Here is a 20,766-nt window from a genome sequence, read left to right as displayed (position 1 = left end):
ACGGGCCCATGATCATCGCCATCGGAAGCGTTATCCTCCTCGCAGCCATCTGTCTGCTGGGCGTGGCCGTGCTCCTGCCAAGCGCACCCTCGGTGCCGCTGGACCGCCGTCGCCCGTCCGAACCCGAGCCGCCATCCTCGCTGACCCGCGTGGCCTTGTCCGCAGTCAGGTCCTTCGAACGGCTCCTCGCCGGCCGGAAGGTCAAGCTCTTCGCCCGGGCCGAACTGGAGAACGCCGGCCTGCGGCTCAGCCAGGCCGAGTTCTTCCTGCTGGTGGGGATCGGCGCCTGCGTCGGCATGCTGGTGGGCCTGGTCACGGTTGGCCCCGTCATGGGACTGCTGCTGGCCCTGCTGGCACCCTTCGTGGGCAAACTGGTCCTCGGATTCCTGGCCGGCAAGCGCCGCACCGCCTTCGACAGCCAGCTGGGCGACACCCTGCAGCTGCTCTCCGGCGGCCTGCGCGCAGGGCACAGCATCCTGCGCGCCATCGACGCCGCGGCGACCGAATCGCAGAAGCCCACCTCGGAGGAGATGCGGCGGGTGATCACCGAGACCAGCCTTGGCCGCGACCTGCTCGCCGCCCTCAACGACACCGCCGACCGGATGAAGAACGAGGACTTCGTGTGGATCTCGCAGGCCATCCAGATCAACCGCGAGGTGGGCGGCAATTTGGCCGAGGTGCTGGACCAGGTCAACGAAACCATCCGCGAGCGCGCAGAGATCAAGGGCCACATCAAGGCCTTGGCCGCGGAAGGCAAGTTCTCCGCCTACATCCTGATCGCCATGCCGTTCGGCATTGTGGCCATGCTGCTGGCCGTGAGCCCCAACTACATGAACGCGATGTTCACCCATCCGCTGGGCTGGGTGATGATCGGTGCCTCCTTTGTCCTGATGACCATCGGTGCGCTGTGGATGCGCAAGATTATCGACCTGAAGTTCTGAGGACCCCATGAACCTCATCGTCCTGCTCTCCGTCCTGCTGGTCTGCATCCCCCTGGGTGCCATGGCCTGGTCCGTCCTGACCGTGGACAAGCAGGGCCGCGTCGCGGTTACCGACCTCCTCTCCCGTGGCGCCCCGCCCGCCGCAGTTGCACCTGCATCCACGCCGAGCCTCCTGGAAGGCATCGGCCGGCGCGTCACTCCCCCGGCCTACGTGGCTTTCCTGGACCGGCTGCTGTCCCTCGCCGGCCGGCCCGCCTCAATGCCGCTGGGAAAGGTGCTGGGGTCCAAGCTCGCCCTCGGCCTGGCGGGCGTCGCGGTGGGCCTCTGGCTCGCGGGCATCGGAAGCAGCCCGTTGATGAAGCTCGCCGGAATCTTCGTCCTGGTCCTTGGCTACTTCATCCCGGACCTCCTCCTCTACAGCAAAGGCCAGGAGCGGCAGAAGGCCATGCAGCTTGAACTGGCCAACACGCTGGACCAGATGCTGATCTCCGTGGAGGCAGGGCTCGGCTTCGAAGGCGCCATGGCCCGCGCCGGCGAGAACGGCAAGGGCCCGCTGGCCGAGGAACTGGTCCGCACCCTCCAGGACATGCAGGTGGGACGCAGCCGCCGTGAGTCCTACATCGCCCTGGCGGAACGGACCAGCATCCCTGAGCTGCGCAGCTTCGTGCAGGCAGTGGTCCAGGCCGACACGTACGGCATCGCCATCAGCCGGGTCCTGCGTGTCCAGGCGAAGGTAATGCGCGTCAAGCGGCGCCAGCGGGCCGAGGAAAAAGCCATGAAACTGCCGGTCATGATCCTATTCCCGCTGTTGTTCTTCATCTTCCCGGTCCTCTTCATCGCCATCCTGGGACCGGCCGTGATCAATACGGTGATGACGTTCAGCGGACAATAATCGATACGCAGGGCGACGGCAAGGTTGCCTCAAGGTTTACACAGAATGATAAGAAATTGGACGCCGAAGGATTTCCAGGAAGTAGCCTTGAACAATGCAGAGTCAGGATCCCGGTTCCAGCGGAAAGAGCCCCGTTGTGGGCTCCCCGCTGGCCGGGGTCCCGTTGCCTGCCGCTCCCGGGCCGGCGGCACGCACGGCCCTCTCACTCGAAGCGGCTGCGCTTTTGCCGTTGATTGACGCAGCCGTGCTGGCCGAACTCGAGGACGAACTGGCCGGATCAGGACTGGCCCAGCGTTTCGCCCGCGACTACGCCGCCATGTGGGACCTGCGCCTGGCGCGGCTGGGAACAGCCGTGGACACCCAGGACGAGGCCTCTGCCCTGGATGCCGTCATCAGCCTGAAGATCAGCTCTGCCATGGTGGGCGGTGTCCGGCTGGCCAGGCTCGCCGAAGTCCTCGAAGGCCTCATCCGGAAGGGCGACTTTGTCCAGGGCCAGGCCATGATGGCCGGGGTGGCCCAGGACGGGGCCCGGACGGTGTCCGAGCTCCAGTCGACCTACATCCTGGAAAACGGCTGACGCTCAGGCGTCATCGGGCCTGCGCGGTGCGAGCCGGTAGCCCACCCCGCGGACGGTCTGCAGCCAGCGCGGAGACAGCTGGTCCTCCTTGAGCTTGCGCCGCAGGTTTCCCACATGCACCTCCACGGCCCGCTCATCCGCCTCGCTGATGTACGTGTCGTGGTCATAGAAGTCGCCCCGTACGGCGCGCACCAGGTCAGCCCTGGTGCACACGGCACCGCCGCCCTTGAGCAGGACGTGCAGCAGGTCGAATTCACTGCGGGTCAGTCCCAGCGGCTCACCTTTGACCTCCACCGTGCGTGTCCGGTGGTTCAGGAGGAGGCCGTTGTGCTGCAGCACCGCCGGGTCGGCGTGTACGGCAGGGGCCGCGGCCTGTCCCCAGTGCGACGGGGACGGCTGCTCCCCCGCGACCTCGTGCCGGGGCCTGCGCATCATTGCCGCCACCCTGGCCCGGAGTTCCCGCGGCCTGAAGGGTTTGGCAATGTAGTCGTCCGCGCCGGCATTCAGAGCCGACAGGAGGTCCGGTTCTTCCGTCCGTCCCGTCAGCATCACCACGTACGCGTTACTGAAATTCCGGATTCGCCGCAAAACCTCGAAGCCGTCAATATCCGGCAGGCCAATGTCGAGCGTGACAACGTTGGCCTGCTTGCTGCGGACCACCTCAACCCCGGCCCGCCCATCAACAGCTGTATGCACTTCGAAGCCCGCTTGTGTCAGTACGCCTTCCAGGAGGTTCCGTACATCCGCGTCATCTTCGATTACTACAGCTACACCAAGATCGTCCATTGCTATCCCTGCGCCAGGCGGAGATGGCCCCCCATTGGCCCAGCGCCAATGCCATTCCCGCTCCAACCATTTATACGCTACTAGTAAGCCCTGCTGATCACAGCTGAATTCGCCCCGAAAATTGAAAAGTCAATTATTATGACAAGACATGTGCAGTATGGAGCGGAAAGGGTAAGTAGCGGGGTAGGGAAAGCAATTCAAAGACCCCGCCGGGCCTGCAATCCAGTTGTGAAGGGGTACGAGTCAGAAACATGGCTGAGCCATTGTTCCACCGCGGGCCCGGCCGCATCTTCCGCCGGCTGGGACCACGCGCCCAAGTGGTGCTGTGCCAGCTTCCCCTGACCGTGGTGGTGGCCGTTATCGCACTGATCACGCCCTCCGCGTGGCCATCCTTGTTGGGAAGTCCCTGGTACGGGGCCGGCGTGGCCCTGCACGGACGCCTGTTCCTGGCGTGCTTCCTGGTTCCCTGGGAACGCCTGCCGCACAGGCCGTACCTGCTGGTCCCCGTCCTGGACTTCCTGGCGATTGGCCTTATGCGCAACGGTGCGGCACCGCTTTTGCCGGGGCTGGCCGTCCTGGCGGTCTTCCCGGTCATCTGGCTCTCCGCATCCGGCATGCTGGCCCGCACCAGCCTGGTCCTCAGCTTCCTGGGGCCGTTTTTCATCATGGCCCCCACAGCGATTGGCCATTTTCCCGCCGTCACCGCATCGGACCTCACCACAGTGGTTCTCTTCCCCGTGATGATGCTCGCCGTTTCCCTGGCGATCCGCTTCGCGAGCGTGAACCTGCGCCTGCAGCAGCGCAAGCTGGCAGAGAAGGACCGTGAGCTCCGGAACCTGCTGGCGGCGAGCCGGGAACGGGAGAAGCTGCTTGAAACCGTCCTGGACGCCACCGACGTCGGAATTGCCGCCGTCGACCGTTCCGGCCACTTCCTGGTGTCCAACAGCCGCCAGCGCAACTTCCGCCGCGCCACGGGCGCTGACGACGCCATCCCGGGCCAGGGGCACCAGCTCATCTTCGGCCAGGACCGGCGGACGCTGCTTCCGCCTGACCGCCGGCCCATCAGCCGTGCCATGGCGGGGGAATCCTTCGCCGACTACCTGGTGTGGGCCGGTGAAGGCCCGGATCAGCGCGCGGTATCCACGGCGGCGCGTCCATTGGTCAGCGAGGACGGCAGGCTCACCGGAGCCGTTGTGGTCTACACCGACGTCACGGGCTGGGTGGAATCCCTGGCCGCCAACCAGGACCTTATCTCCAACGTCTCGCACGAGTTCAAGAACCCCTTGAACTCCATCATTGGCAACGTGGACCTGGTCCTGGAAGAGGCGGACAGCCTGCCACCGCACCTGGCCCAGCGGCTCCTGGTGGTCCAGCGGAATGCTGAGCGGCTCCTGGAGCTGGTGGCCGACCTCACCGCCACCACCGCCCTGAACGTCCACCCCAAGCGGACAGACCTCGCCAGCCTGGTGGAGACCAGCCTCAGCTCAGCCCTGGCCTCGGCGCAGCGGTCCCATGTGGAGATCGCAGCCGACGTCCCCTCACCGTTGTGGGCCTACGCGGACCCGCTGAGGATCGGGCAGGTGCTGGACAACCTGGTCTCGAACGCCATCAAGTACTCACCGGACGGCGGACGGATCAGCATCAGCGCGACGACGGATCCGGAGTGGGTGCGGCTGAGCGTCAGCGACACCGGGATGGGCATCTCCGACGACGACGCCGCCAAAGTCTTCAACCGCTTCTTCAGGACCGAATCGGCGCAAAAGGCGGCCATCCCGGGTGCAGGCCTGGGCCTCTCCATCACCCGGATGATCGTGGAGCGCCACGGCGGCAGCATCATGTGCGAGAGCGGGGAAGGCCAGGGCAGCACGTTCACGGTGACGCTCCCCGCAGAGGGTCCGCCGCCGTCGTTCTAGCAACGCGACAAAGGATCAGTGCTCGCGGACCGCCCTGGTCTGTTCGGCGCGGGCCAGCATTTCGCTGTCCGAGGGGTAGGCCACTTCTTCCAGCACCAGCGGATGGGGAGCCGCGAGGACCGACTTGGCGTCCCGCTTCTGCAGCAGCAGACGCTCGTGCAGCCAGCCCGGTTCTTCAATGCCTTCCCCCACGTACAGTGCCGAGCCGATGAGGGCCCGCACCATGTTGTGGCAGAACGCGTCCGCCTGGACGGTGGCCACAATGACGCCGTCCTCGCCGCGCCGGAACTCAAAGCGCTGTAGATCCCTGATGGTGGTGGCTCCTTCGCGGGGCTTGCAGAAAGACAGGAAATTCTGCAGGCCCAGCAGCTGTGATGCACCCTGGTTCAACAGGTCCACGTCCAGCGGGTTCTTGTGCCACAGCGTTAAGTACCGCTCCAGCGGGTCCCACAGGGCGGGCCCGTCGGCGATCCGGTAGCTGTAGCGCCGCCAGAGCGCGGAAAAGCGAGCATCAAAGCCAGCGGGGGCCGGCGAGATATTGTGGACCTCCACCGCCCCGTGCAGATCACCCAGGGACCGGTTCAGGGCACCGCGGAGGCGGCGCAGCATGGCGACGGCGGGATCAAGTTCGTGCCCGCGCGGCAGCCCCAGCCACTCGGCTTCGGTGAGGTCCAGGTGGACCACCTGGCCCCGGGCGTGCACGCCGGCGTCGGTCCGCCCGGCAACTGTGACCCGCACCCGGCGCCGGACCAGCAACTCGATGGCTTCCTCCAGGACGCCCTGGACAGTGCGCAGGCCGGGCTGCAGCGCCCACCCGCTGAACGGGCCGCCGTCGTACGAAAGGTCAAGCCGGATACGCAAAAACCCGCCGCCCCCTGGAACGGGGGCCGCGGGTTTTTGGTGGTTCACAGACCTAAGTCTATGCGAAGAGAATCAGCGAATTACTTCGCGTCCTTCTCTTCAGCTGCGGGAGCCTCGGCAGCTTCCTCAGCGGCGGGTGCCTCTTCGGTTGCAGCTTCTTCGGCAGGAGCCTCAGCAGCTTCGGTCTCGACGACCTCGGCCTCGGGAGCTTCTTCTGCAGCGGGGGCAGCAGCAGCTTCCTTCCTGTCGGCGTCGCGCTTTGCAGCGGAAGTAGCCTCAGCAACTACGGCCTGCTTCGCGGAAACCGGCTCGAGGACCAGTTCGATGACAGCCATGGGAGCGTTGTCGCCCTTGCGGTTGCCGATCTTGGTGATGCGGGTGTAGCCGCCGTCGCGGTTCTCGACAGCCTGGGCGATGTCGGTGAACAGCTCGTGGACGACGCCCTTGTTGCTGATCAGGCCGAGCACGCGGCGGCGGGAAGCGAGGTCGCCACGCTTGGCGAAGGTCACCAGGCGCTCTGCGTACGGCTTCAGGCGCTTGGCCTTGGTCACCGTGGTGGTGATCCGCTTGTGCTCGAACAGGGATGAGGCCAGGTTCGCGAGCATGAGACGCTCGTGAGCCGGGCCGCCGCCGAGGCGCGGACCCTTAGTGGGGGTAGGCATAATTGTTTCTCCTCATGTGGAAGCCGTGGGCGGCACACCATGGTGCTGCCCGCCGGCCAAGGTCTGGTTTAGAGTTCGTCGTCGCCGAAAGCGGCGTCGTCCTCTTCGATTGCTGCGGCGCGTGCTGCGAGGTCAAAACCGGGAGGCGAGTCCTTGAGGGACAGGCCCAGTTCAACCAGCTTTGCCTTGACCTCGTCAATGGACTTGGCACCGAAGTTGCGGATGTCCATCAGGTCAGCCTCGGAGCGGGCAACGAGTTCACCCACGGTGTGGATGCCCTCACGCTTGAGGCAGTTGTAGGAACGGACGGTGAGGTCCAGATCCTCGATCGGCAGTGCCATGTCGGCTGCCAGGGCAGCGTCGGTGGGCGACGGGCCGATCTCGATACCTTCAGCTGCGGTGTTCAGCTCACGGGCCAGACCGAACAGTTCCACCAGGGTGGTGCCTGCGGAAGCAACGGCATCGCGCGGGGCGATGGCCTGCTTGGTCTCGACGTCGACAATCAGCTTGTCGAAGTCGGTGCGCTGCTCAACACGGGTTGCTTCCACGCGGAAAGTAACCTTCAGCACCGGCGAGTAGATGGAGTCAACCGGGATACGGCCGATCTCTGCGTCGCCGGACTTGTTCTGAGCTGCCGAAACGTAGCCGCGGCCGCGCTCGATGGTCAGTTCGAGTTCGAACTTGCCCTTCGAGTTCAGCGTGGCGATGTGCAGATCCGGGTTGTGGAATTCGACGCCGGCCGGCGGAGCGATGTCCGCGGCGGTGACGACTCCGGGGCCCTGCTTGCGCAGGTAAGCCACGACAGGCTCGTCGTGCTCGGAGGAAACCGAGAGGCTCTTGATGTTAAGGATGATCTCGGTGACATCTTCCTTGACACCCGGAACCGTGGTGAACTCGTGCAGCACACCATCGATCCGGATGCTGGTTACGGCAGCACCGGGGATGGAGGAGAGCAGGGTACGGCGGAGGGAGTTTCCGAGGGTGTAGCCGAAGCCCGGTTCCAGCGGTTCGATGATGAAACGCGAACGGTTTTCGGAGACGACCTCTTCGGAGAGGGTGGGGCGCTGTGCAATGAGCACTTAGGTTTCCTTTCGGCGAGCATCCGCTATATGACGCAACACAGGTGGTGGAAATTCGGTCTGAAGACTTAACGCGCTGGGCTTGCCCGGACCATCGCTGGTCCGGGCAAGCTCCTGCTGCGGAAAAGAATTAGACGCGGCGGCGCTTCGGCGGGCGGCAGCCGTTGTGCGCTGCGGGGGTGACATCCTGGATGGAGCCAACCTCGAGGCCTGCGGCCTGCAGCGAACGGATGGCGGTTTCGCGTCCGGAACCCGGTCCCTTGACGAAAACGTCTACCTTGCGCATGCCGTGCTCCTGCGCACGCTTGGCAGCGGCTTCGGCAGCCATCTGGGCAGCGAACGGGGTGGACTTGCGCGAGCCCTTGAAGCCAACCTCACCGGAGGAAGCCCAGGAGATAACAGCGCCGCTCGGATCCGTGATGGAAACGATGGTGTTGTTAAAGGTGCTCTTGATGTGCGCCTGGCCAAGCGCGATATTCTTCTTGTCCTTCTTACGCGGCTTGCGAACCGCGCCACGAGTCTTCGGGGGCATTTTTTCTCCTACAGAAAGTTATTGGGGAAAGTCCGTAAATCCCGGGCGGGAATTTTAACGGGCCTTCTTCTTGCCGGCGACGGTACGCTTCGGGCCCTTGCGGGTACGTGCGTTGGTCTTCGTACGCTGACCGCGTACGGGCAGGCCCTTGCGGTGGCGCAGGCCTTCGTAGCTGCCGATCTCAACCTTGCGGCGGATATCTGCTGCTACTTCGCGGCGAAGGTCACCCTCAACCTTGTAGTTGCCTTCAATGTAGTCACGCAGCTCAACCAGCTGGGCATCAGTCAGGTCCTTGACGCGGACGTCAGCGCTGATGCCAGTGGCAGCCAGGGTTTCGTGTGCACGGGTCTTGCCCACGCCGTAGATGTAAGTAAGCGCAATTTCCAGCCGCTTTTCGCGGGGAATGTCTACGCCAGCGAGACGAGCCATAGTGGCAGTACTCCTTGATAAACCGGAGGTCGTAGGCAGTACACCCGCACGTTCCGTGCGGCCCCAGCCTCCGACCGGGGGTTAGCTGTCCGGACTCTTTCGAGCTCAATGTTCCAGATCAGCTTGTGCTGCCTTTATTTACTTGCGTGGGTTAGCAACCCAGGATTTCCTTCAGGGAAGGAAATTAGCCCTGGCGCTGCTTGTGGCGCGGGTTCTCGCAGATCACCATGACCCGGCCATTACGGCGGATCACTTTGCACTTTTCGCAGATCTGCTTGACGCTCGGCTTGACCTTCATGGCATTCCTTTGCGTGTAGCAGTTTGGTCAACTGGAGCAACGGTCAGCTTGCACTGCCGCAGCCCAGCAATTTACTTGTAGCGGTAGACGATACGACCACGGGTGAGGTCGTACGGGCTCAGCTCCACCACTACGCGGTCCTCAGGGAGGATTCGGATGTAGTGCTGACGCATCTTTCCAGAGATGTGTGCCAGAACGATGTGCTTGTTGGTGAGCTCAACGCGAAACATCGCGTTAGGCAGCGCCTCGGTCACAACGCCTTCGATCTCAATGACCCCGTCCTTCTTGGCCATACCCTCCGCTAACTGTTGTTGCCGCAGCCCCGCCGGATAGCACCGGGCATGACCACGAACGTTTTTGTTGGATCGATTGCCGCCTCCAGGCCCAAAAGGGCGTGGCAGTCCAGACAACCAACAAACAACACTACCCTGTTGGCCGGTAAAAGTTAAATCGGCCATAGTAGCCTACGCGGTGCGGTACGCACCATATTCACCGGCCGGGGTGGCCACGGGATCTGCTGCGGCCACGCCGTCAAGGATCGCCAAACGGACGACGTCGGCTGCCGCGCTTTGGAGCGTGATGAGGCTGACCTGCCGGGCAGCTCCGTCGGAGCGGTCGAGTGCGACGGCGCCGGTTGCCAGACAAAAAACGGTATCCCCGTCAGCCAGGGTATGGCTCGGATTCAAGGCCCGGGCAATCCCCGCATGGGAAGCAGCGGCCGTACGTTTACATTCGGCCCCATCAAGTACGGCATTGGTAGCCACGACGACAAGAGTGGTATTGAGCGGGGCACCGTGTGCGGGCTGCGCCGGCTGGGCGGTCGCGCCAAACGGGAGCCCAAGTGCGTTGACTATGGCCAGCGCGCCCACTACAACCCCGTTCTCCAGCGTGACGGACGCCGTGCCAACTCCCCCTTTGTACTGCCCCCTGCCGATAAGGGCCCCGGTTCCGGCACCGGTATTGCCGCGTCCGACGTCGTGCCCTTCCCCTTGTGCTGCTGCGGCGGCCGTTGCCGCGTAGCCCATCTCCGGCGTCGGCCGTGCGGAGAAGTTCCCGCCCCTGCCCAGGTCGAAGATGGCGGCGGCGGGGACAATGGGCACCACTCCCCCGGGGACGGCGAAGCCGCGGCCGTTTTCCTCGCACCAGCGCTGGGCACCGGTGGCAGAGGCCAGGCCATAGGCACTGCCGCCGGTGAGAACGACGGCGTCCACTGTGCGGACCAAGGTAGTGGGATCGAGGGCGTCTGTTTCGTGGGTGGCCGGGCCGCCGCCCTGGACGTCAACCGAGCCCACCGTACCTGGGGGTGGCAGGACCACGGTGACGCCCGTCAGCCAGCCGTCGGTGTTCTTTTGGACGTGGCCCACGCGGATGCCCGGGACATCGGTAAGGGTTCCCATTCCCCTATTGTCCCCTCTGCTGGCGCGCCCCTGCCGCATCGGCAAACTTTATGCGAGACTGCAAACAACACAGGGTTAATGGGCAACGAAGCCTTTGTTAACTATTTGAGGAGAAGGGCTTTTTCAGGGGTTTCGCCCACCGACAATGTGGTGAAGTAATGGCTTGATTCCCCTTACCCGCGACCGGCCACGAGCTGGCTCCGAAACCCGTGAGAGATCCGCATGACACGTCAACTCTCCCCACGACCCTCCACCAGGCCCGCTGGCCCCGGTGCCAGCACCGCCAAAATACCCCACAGGCGGTGGAGCGCAAGGAACCGCCGCGATTTCTTTGTTTTCCTTGCCATGGCCTTGCCCAACCTGGTACTGATCGCCGTCTTCACGTACCGGCCGCTGTTCAGCAACATGTACTACTCCACGCTGGACTGGACGCTGGGTTCCCCGTCCGCCACCGTGGTGGGCCTGGGCAACTACGTCACGTTCTTCACCAGCAACGATGCACCGAAGGTGCTGGGAACCACGGCGGTGTTCACCCTGGTCACGGTGGGCGGTTCCATGATTCTGGGACTGCTGGTGGCGCTGGCCCTGAACGCCAGGGTCCGCGGCACCACGTTCGCCCGGTCCGCGGTCTTTGCCCCCTACGTCCTCTCCGGCGTCGGTGTCGGCCTGGTGTGGTTGTTCATTTTCGACCCCGGCTATGGCGTCCTTGCCTGGCTGCTCCGCGGCATCGGCCAGCAGAGCCCGCAGTGGATCAACGATCCCCAGCTGTCCCTGGTCATGGTGATCCTGGTGTACGTCTGGAAGAACCTGGGCTACTGCGCGGTGGTGTACCTCGCCGGGCTGCAGTCCCTGCCGACCGAAGTCATGGAGGCGGCGTCCCTCGACGGCGCCAACGGGTTCCGGCGCTTCGTCAGCATCTCAATGCCGCTGCTGTCCCCCACCACGTTCTTCCTCCTGATCACCACTTTGCTCAGCTCGCTGCAGGCCTTCGACCTCATCAGGATCATGACGCCGCTGGGCACCGGCACCAGCACCCTGATCTACGAGGCCTACCTCCAGGCCTTCGGCGCCTACAACAGGGCCGGCTACTCGGCAGCCATTTCCGTGGTCCTGTTTGCCATCCTCCTGGTGATCACCGTGCTCCAGCTGCGGTTCGTGGAACGAAAGGTTCATTACTCGTGACGTCCCTCTCACCGGTGAGCCCGGACCCCACCGCCCCCGCCGTCTCCGCTCCAGACCCGGGCCTGCGTCCCGACCGGCCGTTCTCCCGCCGGAACCTGGTCCAGACCGTGGTGGGCGGCTACCTGCCCCTGATCATTGCCACCCTGGTGGTATTCCTGCCCCTGCTGTGGATGGTGCTCAGCTCCTTCAAGACGTCCGGCGAGATTGTCACCACCGATCTGAAAATCCTCCCGGAAAGCCTGAACCTGGAGAACTACCGGACCGCAATGACCACGGTCCCGTTCGGCCAGTTCTTCCTGAACAGCACCATCGTCACGCTGGCAGGGGCCACCATCAAAGTGATCCTGGCGATCCTGACAGCGTATGCCCTGGTCTTTGTCCGCTTCCCGTTCCGGAACTTCATCTTCCTGCTGATCCTGGTGGCCCTCATGGTGCCACCGCAGGTGTCCATCCTGCCCAACTTCATCCTCATCGCGGGGATCGGCGGCAAGAACACGCTGTGGGGGATCATCCTCCCCGGCCTGGGCACTGCGTTCGGTACCTTCCTGCTGCGGCAGCACTTCCGGACCCTGCCGGCGTCCATCCTGGAATCGGCCGAGATGGACGGGGCCGGGCACTGGCGCCGCCTCTGGCAGATCGTGGTCCCCGTGTCCGTTCCCTCCATCGCCACCGTAGCGCTGGTGACCATCGTGACCGAATGGAACGACTACATCTGGCCGCTCATCATCACGGACCGGCCGGAAACCATGACCCTGCCGGTGGGCCTGACCCTGCTGCAGAACAACGAAAGCAACGCAGCCGGCTGGGGCGTCCTCATGGCCGGCGCGGTCCTGGTCATCGTTCCCATCCTGATCGTCTTCGCGGCCCTGCAGCGCTACATCGTGGCGGGCCTCACCCAGGGCAGCGTGACCGGCTAAGCCGCCGGCCGCCGTCGTACTTCCCAACCTTTTAGTACCCCCCTTCCGCAGGCAACAACCGAAAGGAACTGTCATGACACTTCACCTGGACCGGAGGCACTTCCTGGGCCTGGCAGGGGCCACCGCCTCTGCCGCTGCCCTGGCCGCATGCGGCGGACCCTCGACAACCGGCGGTGGCCAAGCCACATCCCAGGCAGCCGACATCGACTTCAGTGGCGTCAAGCCGGCGGCAAAGATCGACTTCTGGTCCAGCCACCCGGGCCAGTCACAGGACGTTGAGAAGAGCCTGATTGAAAAGTTCCAGGCCAAAAACCCGGGCATCACCGTCAACCTGGTCACCGCAGGGGCCAACTACGAGGAAATTGCCCAGAAATTCCAGACCGCGCAGGCCGCCAAGTCCGGCCTTCCCGGAGTGGTTGTCCTCTCCGACGTGTGGTGGTTCCGGTACTACACCAACGGCAGCATCATTCCCGTGGATAGCCTGACCAAGCAGCTGAACATGAAGATGGACGACTTCCAGCAGTCGCTGGTCAACGACTACAAATACGACGGCAAGCAGTGGGCGCTCCCCTACGGCCGGTCCACTCCGCTGTTCTACTACAACAAGGACCACTTCGCCGCGGCCGGGCTGCCGGACCGTGCACCCAAGACGTGGCAGGAATTCGCTGAGTGGGCCCCGAAGCTGAAGGCAAGCTCAGGCGCCCAGTACGCCTACATCTACCCAGCGCTTGCCGGGTACGCGGGCTGGACGCTGCAGAACATGCTCTGGGGCTGGGGCGGTGGCTGGTCCAAGGAATGGGACATCACCTGCGACTCCAGCGACTCCGTGGCCGCACTGCAGTGGGCCCAGGACTCGATCTACAAGGACAAGTGGGCAGGTGTCTCCTCCAAGGAAGCGGCGGACGACTTCTCCGCAGGGCTGACCTCGACCACCATTTCCTCCACCGGTTCGCTGCTGGGAATCCTGAAATCGGCAAAGTTCAACGTGGGCGTTGGCTTCCTGCCCGGCGGCCCGAAAGCGGAGACCAACGTCTGCCCCACGGGCGGCGCAGGCCTGGGCATCCCCAGCGGCATCACCAAGGAGGAACAGCTCGCGGCCGGCATGTTCCTGGACTTCGTCACCCAGCCGGAGAGCACCGCCGAGTTCTCTGCCGCCACCGGGTACATGCCTACCCGCAAGTCGGCGGACATGACGGCAGTCCTGGCCAAGACACCGCAGATCAAGACCGCCATGGACCAGCTCGCGGTGACCAAGGTCCAGGACAACGCCAGGGTGTTCCTGCCGGGCGCCGACCAGGAAATGGCGAAGTCCGCAGCGAAGATCCTCACGCAGCAGGGCGACGTCAAATCCACCATGACGGACCTGAAGACCACCCTGCAGGGCATCTACGACAAGGACGTGAAGCCGAAGCTGAAGTCCTAGCGGAATTCGCTACGCCTAAACGCCGGCGACGCGCAAAATCCCTGCCGACCCCATTATTTCGGGGTCGGCAGGGATTTTCTGCGTCGTGGCGGAAAGCGCACGTCCCTTACGGGATCGGGACCGGCGTGACGCCTAGGGGCACCAGGTGCTCCGCACCGCCGTCGGGCGCGGAAAGAACCCAGATCCCCCTGTCGTGGACTGCCACGGAGTGCTCCCACTGGCAGGAGCGCTGGCCGTCCGTGGTCACAACGGTCCAATCATCCTCCAGGACCGCGGTCTCGATGCTGCCCCGCACCAGCATGGGCTCAATGGCCAGGCAAAGGCCGGCCTTGACCTTGGGTCCGCGGTGGCTGGTGCGGTAGTTCAGGACGTCCGGGGCCATGTGCATCTCGGAGCCGATGCCGTGCCCCACGTAATCCTCCAGGATGCCCAGCGGCTTGCCCGGGACCGAGGACACGTAATCGTCGATGGCCGCACCGACGTCACCGACGTGGCCCCGCTTGGCCAGCGCAGCGATCCCGTGCCACATGGCAGCCTGGGTCACATCGGAGAGCCTCTGGTCTTCAGGATCCGCGGTTCCCACGATCACGGTGCGGGCGGAATCCGAGTGCCACCCGTCGACAATCGCGCCGCCGTCGATGGAGATGATGTCGCCGTCCTGCAGCACGCGGCTGCCAGGAATTCCGTGCACCACTTCCTCGTTCACGGACGTGCAGATGGTGGCCGGGAAGCCGTGGTAGCCCAGGAAGTTGGACTTGGCACCTGCCTCGTTGAGGACGGCGGCGAAGACATCGTCAAGGTGCTTGGTGGTGACCCCGGGAACTGCGGCGGTGACGGCGGCGTCCAAGGCACGGCTGAGGACCAGTCCGGCCTCATGCATGGTACGCATTTGGGCGTTGTTCTTGATTTCGATGCGGGGCTGGCCGAAGGCCATGATGTGTCCTTTCAAATGGCTGAGGCTCCTCCCGGATGCCGGGAGGAGCCTCGATAAAACTTGGGCGCCTTGGGTCAGGCTGCCTGCGCGGCCTTGATGGCCTGCATTACGCGGTTGGTGACTTCGTCGATGGGACCGATCCCGTCAACCTTGGTGAGGATGCCGCGGTCTGCATACTTGGCCACCACGGCTTCGGTCTGCTCGTGGTACAGGTCCAGGCGGTGGCGGATGACGGCTTCGTTGTCGTCGCTCCGGCCCGTTTCCTTGGCACGGCCCAGGAGGCGGTGTACGAGTTCTTCGTCGTCGGCAGTCAACTGCAGGACCACGTCGAGCTTCTCGTCGCCGTCGGCGAGGATCTCGTCAAGGTAGTCAACCTGCGCGGTGGTGCGCGGGTAGCCGTCCAGCAGGAAGCCGTTTTCGACGTCGGACTCGTTCAGCCGGTCGCGGACCATCTTGTTGGTCACGCTGTCCGGGACGAAGTCGCCGTTGTCCATGTACTTCTTGGCCTCAATACCGAGAGGGGTTTCACCCTTCACGTTGGCCCGGAAGATGTCGCCGGTGGAGATGGCCACAACGCCGAGGCGTTCTGAAATCCGCTCCGCCTGCGTTCCTTTTCCGGAACCGGGAGGTCCAATAATCAGCATTCTCGTCATCGCAAAAGCCCTTCGTAGTGACGTTGTTGTAGCTGCGCATCAATCTGCTTTACGGTCTCCAACCCAACGCCCACCATGATCAGGATCGAGGTGCCACCGAACGGGAAGTTCTGGTTTGCGTTGATCAGCACCAGCGCCACCAGCGGAATCAGTGCCACGAAGCCCAGGTAGAGGGCGCCGGGCAGGGTGATCCGTGAGAGCACGTACTGCAGGTAGTCAGCGGTCGGCCTGCCGGCGCGGATACCTGGGATGAAGCCGCCGTACTTCTTCATGTTGTCTGAGACTTCTTCAGGGTTGAAGGTAATCGCGACATAGAAGTAGGTGAAGAACACGATCAGGAGGAAATAAACCGCCATGTAGATCGGGTGGTCTCCGCGGGTGAGGTTGTTGTTGATCCACTCAACCCACGCTGGCATGGACTCGCCGTTCCGGGGCTGGTTGAACTGCGCGATCAGCCCGGGAATGTAGAGCATGGAAGAAGCGAAGATCACCGGAATGACGCCGGCCATGTTCACTTTGATGGGAATGTAAGTGCTGGTCCCGCCCACGGTGCGCCGCCCGATCATCCGCTTGGCGTACTGCACCGGAATGCGGCGCTGTGACTGCTCGACGAAGACCACCAGGGCCACCGTGAGGAGACCCACCACCAGGACCAGGAAGAAGGTTCCCGGTCCCTGCGAGGTCCAGATGGCACCCAGCGAAGTGGGGAACTGGGCGGCGATGGAAGTGAAGATGAGCAGCGACATGCCGTTGCCCACGCCCTTCTCCGTGACGAGCTCGCCCATCCACATGATCAGGCCGGTGCCGGCCGTGAGCGTGATGATGATCAGGATGGTGGTGATGATGCTGCTGTCAGGGATCACCGGCAACTGGCAGCCGGGAAGCAGCTGCCCTGAGCGGGCCAGGGACACCAGGGTGGTGGCGTTGAGCAGGCCCAGCGCGATGGTGAGGTAGCGGGTGTACTGGGTCAGCTTGGACTGTCCCGAGGCGCCCTCTTCGTAAAGCTGCTGGAACCGGGGAATGACCACCCGGAGCAACTGGACGATGATGCTGGCCGTGATGTACGGCATGATGCCCAGGGCGAAGATGGACACCTGGAGCAACGCGCCGCCGCTGAAGAGGTTGACGAGCTGGTACAGCCCGCCGGCGGTCTGACCGTTATGCAAGCATTGCTGGACATTCTGGTAGTTCACACCTGGCGAGGGAATGAAAGCACCCAAGCGGAAGATGGTGATGATTCCCAGCGTGAACAACAACTTGCGTCGCAGATCAGGCGTGCGAAAGGCCCGGCCAAATGCGCTAAGCAAGCGTCCTCCTGTGGTGTCAATAAGGGTGGGGTGGCGGAATTTGATAAATCCCGACATCCGAGTCTAACGGGTCTGGGACCCGACCGAACAATCCGGGCCGCCGCGCATGCGCCGGATGGCGGGAATTGTTCGCCGGGCGGATATGAAAACTCCCGGTATCCGGGGCCGAAGCCCGCGGATACCGGGAGTTCAACAGCTGGCGCCGTCCCTTACAGGGCGGTGGTGCTTCCGCCTGCTGCAGCAATCTTTTCAGCGGCGCTGGCCGAGAATGCGTGGGCGGTGACGTCAACCTTGACGGTGATGTCGCCGGTGCCCAGCACCTTGACGGGCTGGTTCTTGCGAACGGCACCCTTTTCGACCAGGTTCTCCACGGTGACTGCGCCACCTTCCGGGAACAGCTCGTTGAGCTTGTCCAGGTTTACAACCTGGAACTCAACCCGGAACGGGTTCTTGAAGCCGCGCAGCTTCGGCAGGCGCATGTGCAGCGGCAGCTGGCCGCCGGCAAAGCCAGCCTTCACCTGGTAGCGGGCAGCCGTACCCTTGGTACCGCGACCGGCGGTCTTGCCCTTGGATGCCTCACCACGACCAACACGGGTCTTGGCGGTCTTGGCACCCGGTGCGGGACGCAGGTGGTGAACCTTCAGGGCGCTCTGCTTCTCAGCAGCCTGCGCCTTATCAGCAGTGTTCTCTGCCATTTACTTCGCCTCCTCTACCTTTACCAGGTGCGGAACCGTGTTGAGCATACCGACGGTCACGGCGTCGGCGGTGCGGACAACGGTGTGTCCAATCCGCTTCAGGCCGAGGGACCGCAGGGTATCGCGCTGGTTCTGCTTGCCGCCAATGGCGGACTTGATCTGAGTGATCTCCAACTGAGCGTCGGAGGGGACCAGGTTCTTAGCCAAGACTAGACACCTGCCTTCGGAGCCAGGAGGGCCTTCACCAGCGCAGCCGGAGCGATCTCGTCCAGCGGCAGGCCGCGGCGTGCAGCCACTGCTGCCGGCTCTTCGAGGCGCTTCAGGGCATCAACGGTCGCGTGAACGATGTTGATGGCGTTGGAGGAACCGAGCGACTTGGAGAGGATGTCGTGGATGCCCACGCACTCCAGTACTGCACGGACCGGACCACCGGCGATAACACCGGTACCGGCGGAAGCCGGACGCAGCATTACGACGCCGGCAGCGGCTTCACCCTGAACGCGGTGCGGGATGGTGTTGCCAACGCGGGGAACGCGGAAGAAGGACTTCTTGGCCTCTTCAACGCCCTTGGCGATAGCAGCGGGAACTTCCTTGGCCTTGCCGTAGCCCACGCCGACCATGCCGTTACCGTCACCAACGACGACCAGTGCGGTGAAGCTGAAGCGACGACCACCCTTGACGACCTTGGAAACGCGGTTGATGGTGACAACGCGCTCTACGAACTGGTTCTTTTCGGCTTCGCGGCCACCGTCGCGGCCGCCACGGCCACCGCGGTCGCCGCGGCCCTGGCCACGGTCGCCACGCTCGCCGCGACGGGCGCCACCACGGCGGTCCTCGGCCGCGGGGGCAGTGGTCTCAGCAGCTGCGGCTTCGGGCGCCTTCTGATCTGCAGACACAGTGTCCTTTTCCTTGTTTGCTTCGGTCACAGTGACAGCCCACCTTCGCGTGCACCGTCAGCGACGGCGGCAATCCGGCCGTGATACTTGTTACCACCACGGTCGAAGACAACAGCCTCGACGCCGGCAGCCTTGGCACGTTCGGCAACGAGCTCGCCAACGCGCTTGGCCTTGGCAGTCTTGTCACCGTCGAAAGCACGAAGGTCGGCTTCCAGGGTGGACGCGCTTGCTACGGTCTGGCCAATGGTGTCGTCGACAACCTGGACAAATACGTGGCGTGCGGAACGGTTGACCACCAGACGGGGGCGGGCAGCCGTACCTGAAATGCGCTTGCGGATACGAAGCTGGCGGCGGCTGCGACCAGCAGCCTTGCTCTTGTTCGTACGCTTCTTGTTAATGGAGATGGCCATGGTTACTTACCAGCCTTTCCGACCTTGCGGCGGATGACTTCGCCTGCGTAACGGATGCCCTTGCCCTTGTAGGGGTCAGGCTTCCGCAGCTTGCGAATGTTGGCAGCGACCTCGCCGACCTGCTGCTTGTTGATACCTGAGACAGAGAGCTTGGTCGGTCCCTCTACTGCAAAGGTGATGCCGGCCGGAGCCGAAACGTTGACCGGGTGGCTGTAGCCCAGAGCGAACTCAAGGTCAGATCCCTTGGCCTGAACGCGGTAACCGGTACCGACGATTTCTAGCTTCTTCTCGTAGCCTGCGGTGACGCCCTGGATCATGTTGGCGATCAGGGTGCGGGTCAGGCCGTGGAGCGAACGGGAGGCGCGCTCGTCGTTCGGGCGGCTGACGGTCAGGGTGTTGTCATCCAGGGCAACCTCGATGGGGCTGGCCACAGTGTGGGTCAGCTCCCCCTTGGAACCCTTGACGCTGACGACAGAGCCGTCAACCTTGACCTCAACGCCGGCAGGAACGGTGATGGGGAGACGTCCAATACGTGACATTATTCTCTTCCTTTCCCGTTACCAGACGTACGCGAGGACTTCGCCGCCCACGCCCTTCTTGCCGGCCTGCTTGTCAGTCAGGAGGCCGGAAGAGGTGGACAGGATTGCGATACCCAAGCCACCGAGCACGTGGGGCAGGTTGGTGGACTTCGCGTAAACGCGGAGGCCCGGCTTGGAGATGCGGCGTACACCGGCGATGGAACGCTCGCGGTTCGGACCGAACTTGAGGTCCAGGGTCAGCTTCTTGCCAACCTCAGCGTCCTCTTCCTTCCAGCCGGCGATGAAACCTTCGGCCTTGAGGATGTCGGCAACGCGTGCCTTGAGCTTGCTGTAAGGCATAGACACGGAGTCGTGGTATGCCGAGTTTGCGTTACGCAGGCGCGTAAGCATATCTGCGACAGGATCTGTCATTGTCATGTGGGCTCATGCCCTTCCTCGTAACGGTTTCCGCCGTTCCATCCCCTGGGGAGCGGAGCGGCCGGACCTTTTACGTAGTTAATTAAGCTTCGGTTTTGAACGGGAAACCAAGCGCCTTAAGCAGCGCGCGGCCTTCGTCATCGGTCTTGGCGGTGGTGACAACCGTGATGTCCATACCGCGGACGCGGTCGATCTTGTCCTGGTCGATTTCGTGGAACATAACCTGCTCGGTCAGACCGAAGGTGTAGTTGCCGTTGCCATCGAACTGCTTGCCGCTCAGGCCGCGGAAGTCGCGGATACGGGGCAGTGCCAGGGTGACCAGGCGGTCCACGAATTCCCACATGCGGTCGCCACGCAGGGTTGCGTGTGCACCGATGGGCATGCCTTCGCGCAGCTTGAACTGTGCGATCGACTTGCGGGCCTTGGTAACCTGCGGCTTCTGGCCGGTGATCTGGGTGAGGTCGCGGACAGCGCCGTCGATCAGCTTGGAGTCCTTGGCGGCATCTCCAACACCCATGTTCACAACGACCTTCACCAGGCGGGGTACCTGGTTCACGTTCTCGTACTTGAATTCATCCTGGAGCGTTGCCTTGATGGATTCGGCGTACTTGGTCTTCAGACGAGGAACGATCTTCGTTGCCGGAGTCTCGAGAGTCTCAGTCATTAGATGTCCTTCCCGGAGCTCTTGGACACGCGGATACGGACGGTCTTCTTGACACCGTTCTTCTCCACAGTGTCGAGGCGGAAGCCCACGCGGGTCGGCTTCTTGGTCGACGGGTCAACCAGGGCCACGTTGGAAATGTGGATCGGGGCCTCTACGACCTCGATGCCGCCAGTCTTGGTGCCGCGCTGCGACTGTCCAACACGGGTGTGCTTGGTGACGCGGTTGATACCCTCAACCAGCACGCGGTTGGTGTCGGTGAAGACGCGCAGAACCTTGCCCTGCTTGCCGCGGTCGCCGCCACGCTCAGCCTTGGCGCCAGTGATGACCTGAACCAGGTCACCCTTCTTGATCTTTGCAGCCAT

General features: G+C 63.6%; 27 protein-coding genes. 7 read left to right on the top strand and 20 right to left on the bottom strand.

The features are described from left to right. Positions 1–8: 8 nt before the first annotated feature. From PV772_RS04250 to PV772_RS04240, 3 genes are all read left to right on the top strand, one after another. Positions 9–941 carry a type II secretion system F family protein gene (locus PV772_RS04250; protein ID WP_347885438.1) on the top strand — a complete coding sequence of 311 codons (933 nt, stop codon included), beginning with the start codon at positions 9–11 and terminating at the stop codon, positions 939–941. A gap of 7 nt (positions 942–948) precedes the next feature. Next, positions 949–1,833, top strand: a complete 885-nt coding sequence (locus PV772_RS04245; protein ID WP_141182118.1) for a type II secretion system F family protein — start codon at positions 949–951, stop codon at positions 1,831–1,833. Between the two features lie 94 nt (positions 1,834–1,927). Further along, positions 1,928–2,410, top strand: coding sequence for an Hpt domain-containing protein (locus PV772_RS04240; RefSeq protein ID WP_347885437.1), 483 nt, complete (start codon positions 1,928–1,930; stop codon positions 2,408–2,410). A gap of 3 nt (positions 2,411–2,413) precedes the next feature. Here PV772_RS04240 and PV772_RS04235 read toward each other — a convergent pair whose 3' ends face one another. Then, a complete protein-coding gene (locus PV772_RS04235; protein WP_141182120.1) occupies positions 2,414–3,196 on the bottom strand; it encodes a response regulator transcription factor in 783 nt (260 codons plus the stop codon). A gap of 251 nt (positions 3,197–3,447) precedes the next feature. On the opposite strand from PV772_RS04235, the gene PV772_RS04230 reads away from it, so the two are divergent. Next, a complete protein-coding gene (locus tag PV772_RS04230; RefSeq protein WP_347885436.1) occupies positions 3,448–5,109 on the top strand; it encodes an ATP-binding protein in 1,662 nt (553 codons plus the stop codon). Between the two features lie 15 nt (positions 5,110–5,124). On the opposite strand, the gene PV772_RS04225 is transcribed toward PV772_RS04230, so the two are convergent. From PV772_RS04225 to PV772_RS04190, 8 genes are all read right to left on the bottom strand, one after another. Further along, entirely contained in the window at positions 5,125–6,018 is an 894-nt protein-coding gene (locus tag PV772_RS04225; protein WP_347885435.1) for a tRNA pseudouridine synthase A, read from the bottom strand. Between the two features lie 32 nt (positions 6,019–6,050). Next, entirely contained in the window at positions 6,051–6,632 is a 582-nt protein-coding gene (gene rplQ, locus PV772_RS04220) for a 50S ribosomal protein L17 (RefSeq protein ID WP_307362604.1), read from the bottom strand. A 68-nt stretch (positions 6,633–6,700) separates the two neighbouring features. Continuing rightward, on the bottom strand, positions 6,701–7,711 hold the full coding sequence (locus PV772_RS04215; RefSeq protein WP_013601812.1) for a DNA-directed RNA polymerase subunit alpha: 1,011 nt from the start codon (positions 7,709–7,711) through the stop codon (positions 6,701–6,703). Between the two features lie 130 nt (positions 7,712–7,841). Beyond that, positions 7,842–8,243 carry a 30S ribosomal protein S11 gene (rpsK, locus tag PV772_RS04210; RefSeq protein ID WP_018760435.1) on the bottom strand — a complete coding sequence of 134 codons (402 nt, stop codon included), beginning with the start codon at positions 8,241–8,243 and terminating at the stop codon, positions 7,842–7,844. Positions 8,244–8,297: 54 nt separating this feature from the next. After that, positions 8,298–8,672 carry a 30S ribosomal protein S13 gene (rpsM, locus tag PV772_RS04205; RefSeq protein ID WP_003803743.1) on the bottom strand — a complete coding sequence of 125 codons (375 nt, stop codon included), beginning with the start codon at positions 8,670–8,672 and terminating at the stop codon, positions 8,298–8,300. A gap of 184 nt (positions 8,673–8,856) precedes the next feature. Further along, positions 8,857–8,970, bottom strand: a complete 114-nt coding sequence (gene rpmJ / locus PV772_RS04200; RefSeq protein ID WP_009358722.1) for a 50S ribosomal protein L36 — start codon at positions 8,968–8,970, stop codon at positions 8,857–8,859. A gap of 71 nt (positions 8,971–9,041) precedes the next feature. Beyond that, positions 9,042–9,263, bottom strand: a complete 222-nt coding sequence (infA, locus tag PV772_RS04195) for a translation initiation factor IF-1 (protein ID WP_009358723.1) — start codon at positions 9,261–9,263, stop codon at positions 9,042–9,044. A 171-nt stretch (positions 9,264–9,434) separates the two neighbouring features. Further along, a complete protein-coding gene (locus PV772_RS04190; protein WP_347885434.1) occupies positions 9,435–10,367 on the bottom strand; it encodes a P1 family peptidase in 933 nt (310 codons plus the stop codon). Positions 10,368–10,589: 222 nt separating this feature from the next. Between PV772_RS04190 and PV772_RS04185 the strand changes: the two genes are divergently transcribed. From PV772_RS04185 to PV772_RS04175, 3 genes are all read left to right on the top strand, one after another. Next, a complete protein-coding gene (locus tag PV772_RS04185) occupies positions 10,590–11,549 on the top strand; it encodes a sugar ABC transporter permease (RefSeq protein WP_347885433.1) in 960 nt (319 codons plus the stop codon). Further along, positions 11,546–12,466, top strand: a complete 921-nt coding sequence (locus PV772_RS04180; RefSeq protein ID WP_141159778.1) for a carbohydrate ABC transporter permease — start codon at positions 11,546–11,548, stop codon at positions 12,464–12,466. The genes PV772_RS04185 and PV772_RS04180 overlap by 4 nt, the downstream gene beginning before the upstream one ends. Before the next feature lie 73 nt (positions 12,467–12,539). Continuing rightward, complete coding sequence (locus PV772_RS04175) at positions 12,540–13,889, top strand: ABC transporter substrate-binding protein (protein WP_141159777.1); 1,350 nt, start codon at positions 12,540–12,542, stop codon at positions 13,887–13,889. Positions 13,890–13,995: 106 nt separating this feature from the next. On the opposite strand, the gene map is transcribed toward PV772_RS04175, so the two are convergent. The 11 genes from map to rplX all read right to left on the bottom strand — a co-directional run bounded on the left by map (position 13,996) and on the right by rplX (position 20,766). After that, a complete protein-coding gene (map, locus tag PV772_RS04170) occupies positions 13,996–14,823 on the bottom strand; it encodes a type I methionyl aminopeptidase (protein ID WP_347885432.1) in 828 nt (275 codons plus the stop codon). A 74-nt stretch (positions 14,824–14,897) separates the two neighbouring features. Beyond that, positions 14,898–15,467, bottom strand: a complete 570-nt coding sequence (locus PV772_RS04165; RefSeq protein WP_210411207.1) for an adenylate kinase — start codon at positions 15,465–15,467, stop codon at positions 14,898–14,900. Between the two features lie 5 nt (positions 15,468–15,472). Beyond that, positions 15,473–16,783, bottom strand: a complete 1,311-nt coding sequence (gene secY / locus PV772_RS04160) for a preprotein translocase subunit SecY (RefSeq protein WP_141159774.1) — start codon at positions 16,781–16,783, stop codon at positions 15,473–15,475. Positions 16,784–16,992: 209 nt separating this feature from the next. Further along, positions 16,993–17,478 (bottom strand): 50S ribosomal protein L15, encoded by a 486-nt coding sequence (gene rplO / locus PV772_RS04155; protein WP_141159773.1) that lies wholly within the window; start codon positions 17,476–17,478, stop codon positions 16,993–16,995. Next, positions 17,479–17,685 (bottom strand): 50S ribosomal protein L30, encoded by a 207-nt coding sequence (rpmD, locus tag PV772_RS04150; RefSeq protein ID WP_009358731.1) that lies wholly within the window; start codon positions 17,683–17,685, stop codon positions 17,479–17,481. A gap of 2 nt (positions 17,686–17,687) precedes the next feature. Continuing rightward, positions 17,688–18,404, bottom strand: coding sequence for a 30S ribosomal protein S5 (gene rpsE, locus PV772_RS04145; protein WP_141159772.1), 717 nt, complete (start codon positions 18,402–18,404; stop codon positions 17,688–17,690). Beyond that, complete coding sequence (gene rplR / locus PV772_RS04140) at positions 18,401–18,784, bottom strand: 50S ribosomal protein L18 (RefSeq protein ID WP_141159771.1); 384 nt, start codon at positions 18,782–18,784, stop codon at positions 18,401–18,403. Before rplR ends, rpsE begins: the two co-directional genes overlap by 4 nt. 2 nt (positions 18,785–18,786) lie before the next feature. Continuing rightward, entirely contained in the window at positions 18,787–19,323 is a 537-nt protein-coding gene (rplF, locus tag PV772_RS04135; protein WP_141159770.1) for a 50S ribosomal protein L6, read from the bottom strand. Positions 19,324–19,341: 18 nt separating this feature from the next. Next, a complete protein-coding gene (rpsH, locus tag PV772_RS04130; protein ID WP_015937843.1) occupies positions 19,342–19,740 on the bottom strand; it encodes a 30S ribosomal protein S8 in 399 nt (132 codons plus the stop codon). 82 nt (positions 19,741–19,822) lie between these two features. After that, complete coding sequence (gene rplE, locus PV772_RS04125; protein ID WP_018769138.1) at positions 19,823–20,404, bottom strand: 50S ribosomal protein L5; 582 nt, start codon at positions 20,402–20,404, stop codon at positions 19,823–19,825. After that, positions 20,404–20,766: a 50S ribosomal protein L24 gene (gene rplX, locus PV772_RS04120; protein ID WP_015937845.1), complete on the bottom strand. Its 363-nt coding sequence runs from the start codon at positions 20,764–20,766 to the stop codon at positions 20,404–20,406. The genes rplE and rplX overlap by 1 nt, the downstream gene beginning before the upstream one ends.

The organism is Pseudarthrobacter sp. CC12, assembly GCF_039907755.1.
GTDB lineage: Bacteria > Actinomycetota > Actinomycetes > Actinomycetales > Micrococcaceae > Arthrobacter > Arthrobacter niigatensis.
This window is presented reverse-complemented; position numbering and strand designations above follow the sequence as displayed.

Excerpts from the sequence above, each read along its gene's own strand:
- PV772_RS04230 (WP_347885436.1), top strand. The coding sequence starts at position 3,448 with ATGGCTGAGCCATTGTTCCACCGCGGGCCCGGCCGCATCTTCCGCCGG.
- infA (WP_009358723.1), bottom strand. The coding sequence starts at position 9,263 with ATGGCCAAGAAGGACGGGGTCATTGAGATCGAAGGCGTTGTGACCGAG.
- PV772_RS04165 (WP_210411207.1), bottom strand. The coding sequence starts at position 15,467 with ATGCTGATTATTGGACCTCCCGGTTCCGGAAAAGGAACGCAGGCGGAG.
- rplR (WP_141159771.1), bottom strand. The coding sequence starts at position 18,784 with ATGGCCATCTCCATTAACAAGAAGCGTACGAACAAGAGCAAGGCTGCT.
- rplF (WP_141159770.1), bottom strand. The coding sequence starts at position 19,323 with ATGTCACGTATTGGACGTCTCCCCATCACCGTTCCTGCCGGCGTTGAG.
- PV772_RS04235 (WP_141182120.1), bottom strand. The coding sequence starts at position 3,196 with ATGGACGATCTTGGTGTAGCTGTAGTAATCGAAGATGACGCGGATGTA.
- rplE (WP_018769138.1), bottom strand. The coding sequence starts at position 20,404 with ATGACTGAGACTCTCGAGACTCCGGCAACGAAGATCGTTCCTCGTCTG.
- rplQ (WP_307362604.1), bottom strand. The coding sequence starts at position 6,632 with ATGCCTACCCCCACTAAGGGTCCGCGCCTCGGCGGCGGCCCGGCTCAC.
- map (WP_347885432.1), bottom strand. The coding sequence starts at position 14,823 with ATGGCCTTCGGCCAGCCCCGCATCGAAATCAAGAACAACGCCCAAATG.
- PV772_RS04240 (WP_347885437.1), top strand. The coding sequence starts at position 1,928 with ATGCAGAGTCAGGATCCCGGTTCCAGCGGAAAGAGCCCCGTTGTGGGC.
- PV772_RS04190 (WP_347885434.1), bottom strand. The coding sequence starts at position 10,367 with ATGGGAACCCTTACCGATGTCCCGGGCATCCGCGTGGGCCACGTCCAA.
- rpsH (WP_015937843.1), bottom strand. The coding sequence starts at position 19,740 with ATGACAATGACAGATCCTGTCGCAGATATGCTTACGCGCCTGCGTAAC.
- rplX (WP_015937845.1), bottom strand. The coding sequence starts at position 20,766 with ATGGCTGCAAAGATCAAGAAGGGTGACCTGGTTCAGGTCATCACTGGC.
- rpmJ (WP_009358722.1), bottom strand. The coding sequence starts at position 8,970 with ATGAAGGTCAAGCCGAGCGTCAAGCAGATCTGCGAAAAGTGCAAAGTG.
- PV772_RS04250 (WP_347885438.1), top strand. The coding sequence starts at position 9 with ATGATCATCGCCATCGGAAGCGTTATCCTCCTCGCAGCCATCTGTCTG.
- rplO (WP_141159773.1), bottom strand. The coding sequence starts at position 17,478 with ATGGCAGAGAACACTGCTGATAAGGCGCAGGCTGCTGAGAAGCAGAGC.
- rpsK (WP_018760435.1), bottom strand. The coding sequence starts at position 8,243 with ATGCCCCCGAAGACTCGTGGCGCGGTTCGCAAGCCGCGTAAGAAGGAC.
- PV772_RS04245 (WP_141182118.1), top strand. The coding sequence starts at position 949 with ATGAACCTCATCGTCCTGCTCTCCGTCCTGCTGGTCTGCATCCCCCTG.
- PV772_RS04175 (WP_141159777.1), top strand. The coding sequence starts at position 12,540 with ATGACACTTCACCTGGACCGGAGGCACTTCCTGGGCCTGGCAGGGGCC.
- PV772_RS04185 (WP_347885433.1), top strand. The coding sequence starts at position 10,590 with ATGACACGTCAACTCTCCCCACGACCCTCCACCAGGCCCGCTGGCCCC.
- rpsM (WP_003803743.1), bottom strand. The coding sequence starts at position 8,672 with ATGGCTCGTCTCGCTGGCGTAGACATTCCCCGCGAAAAGCGGCTGGAA.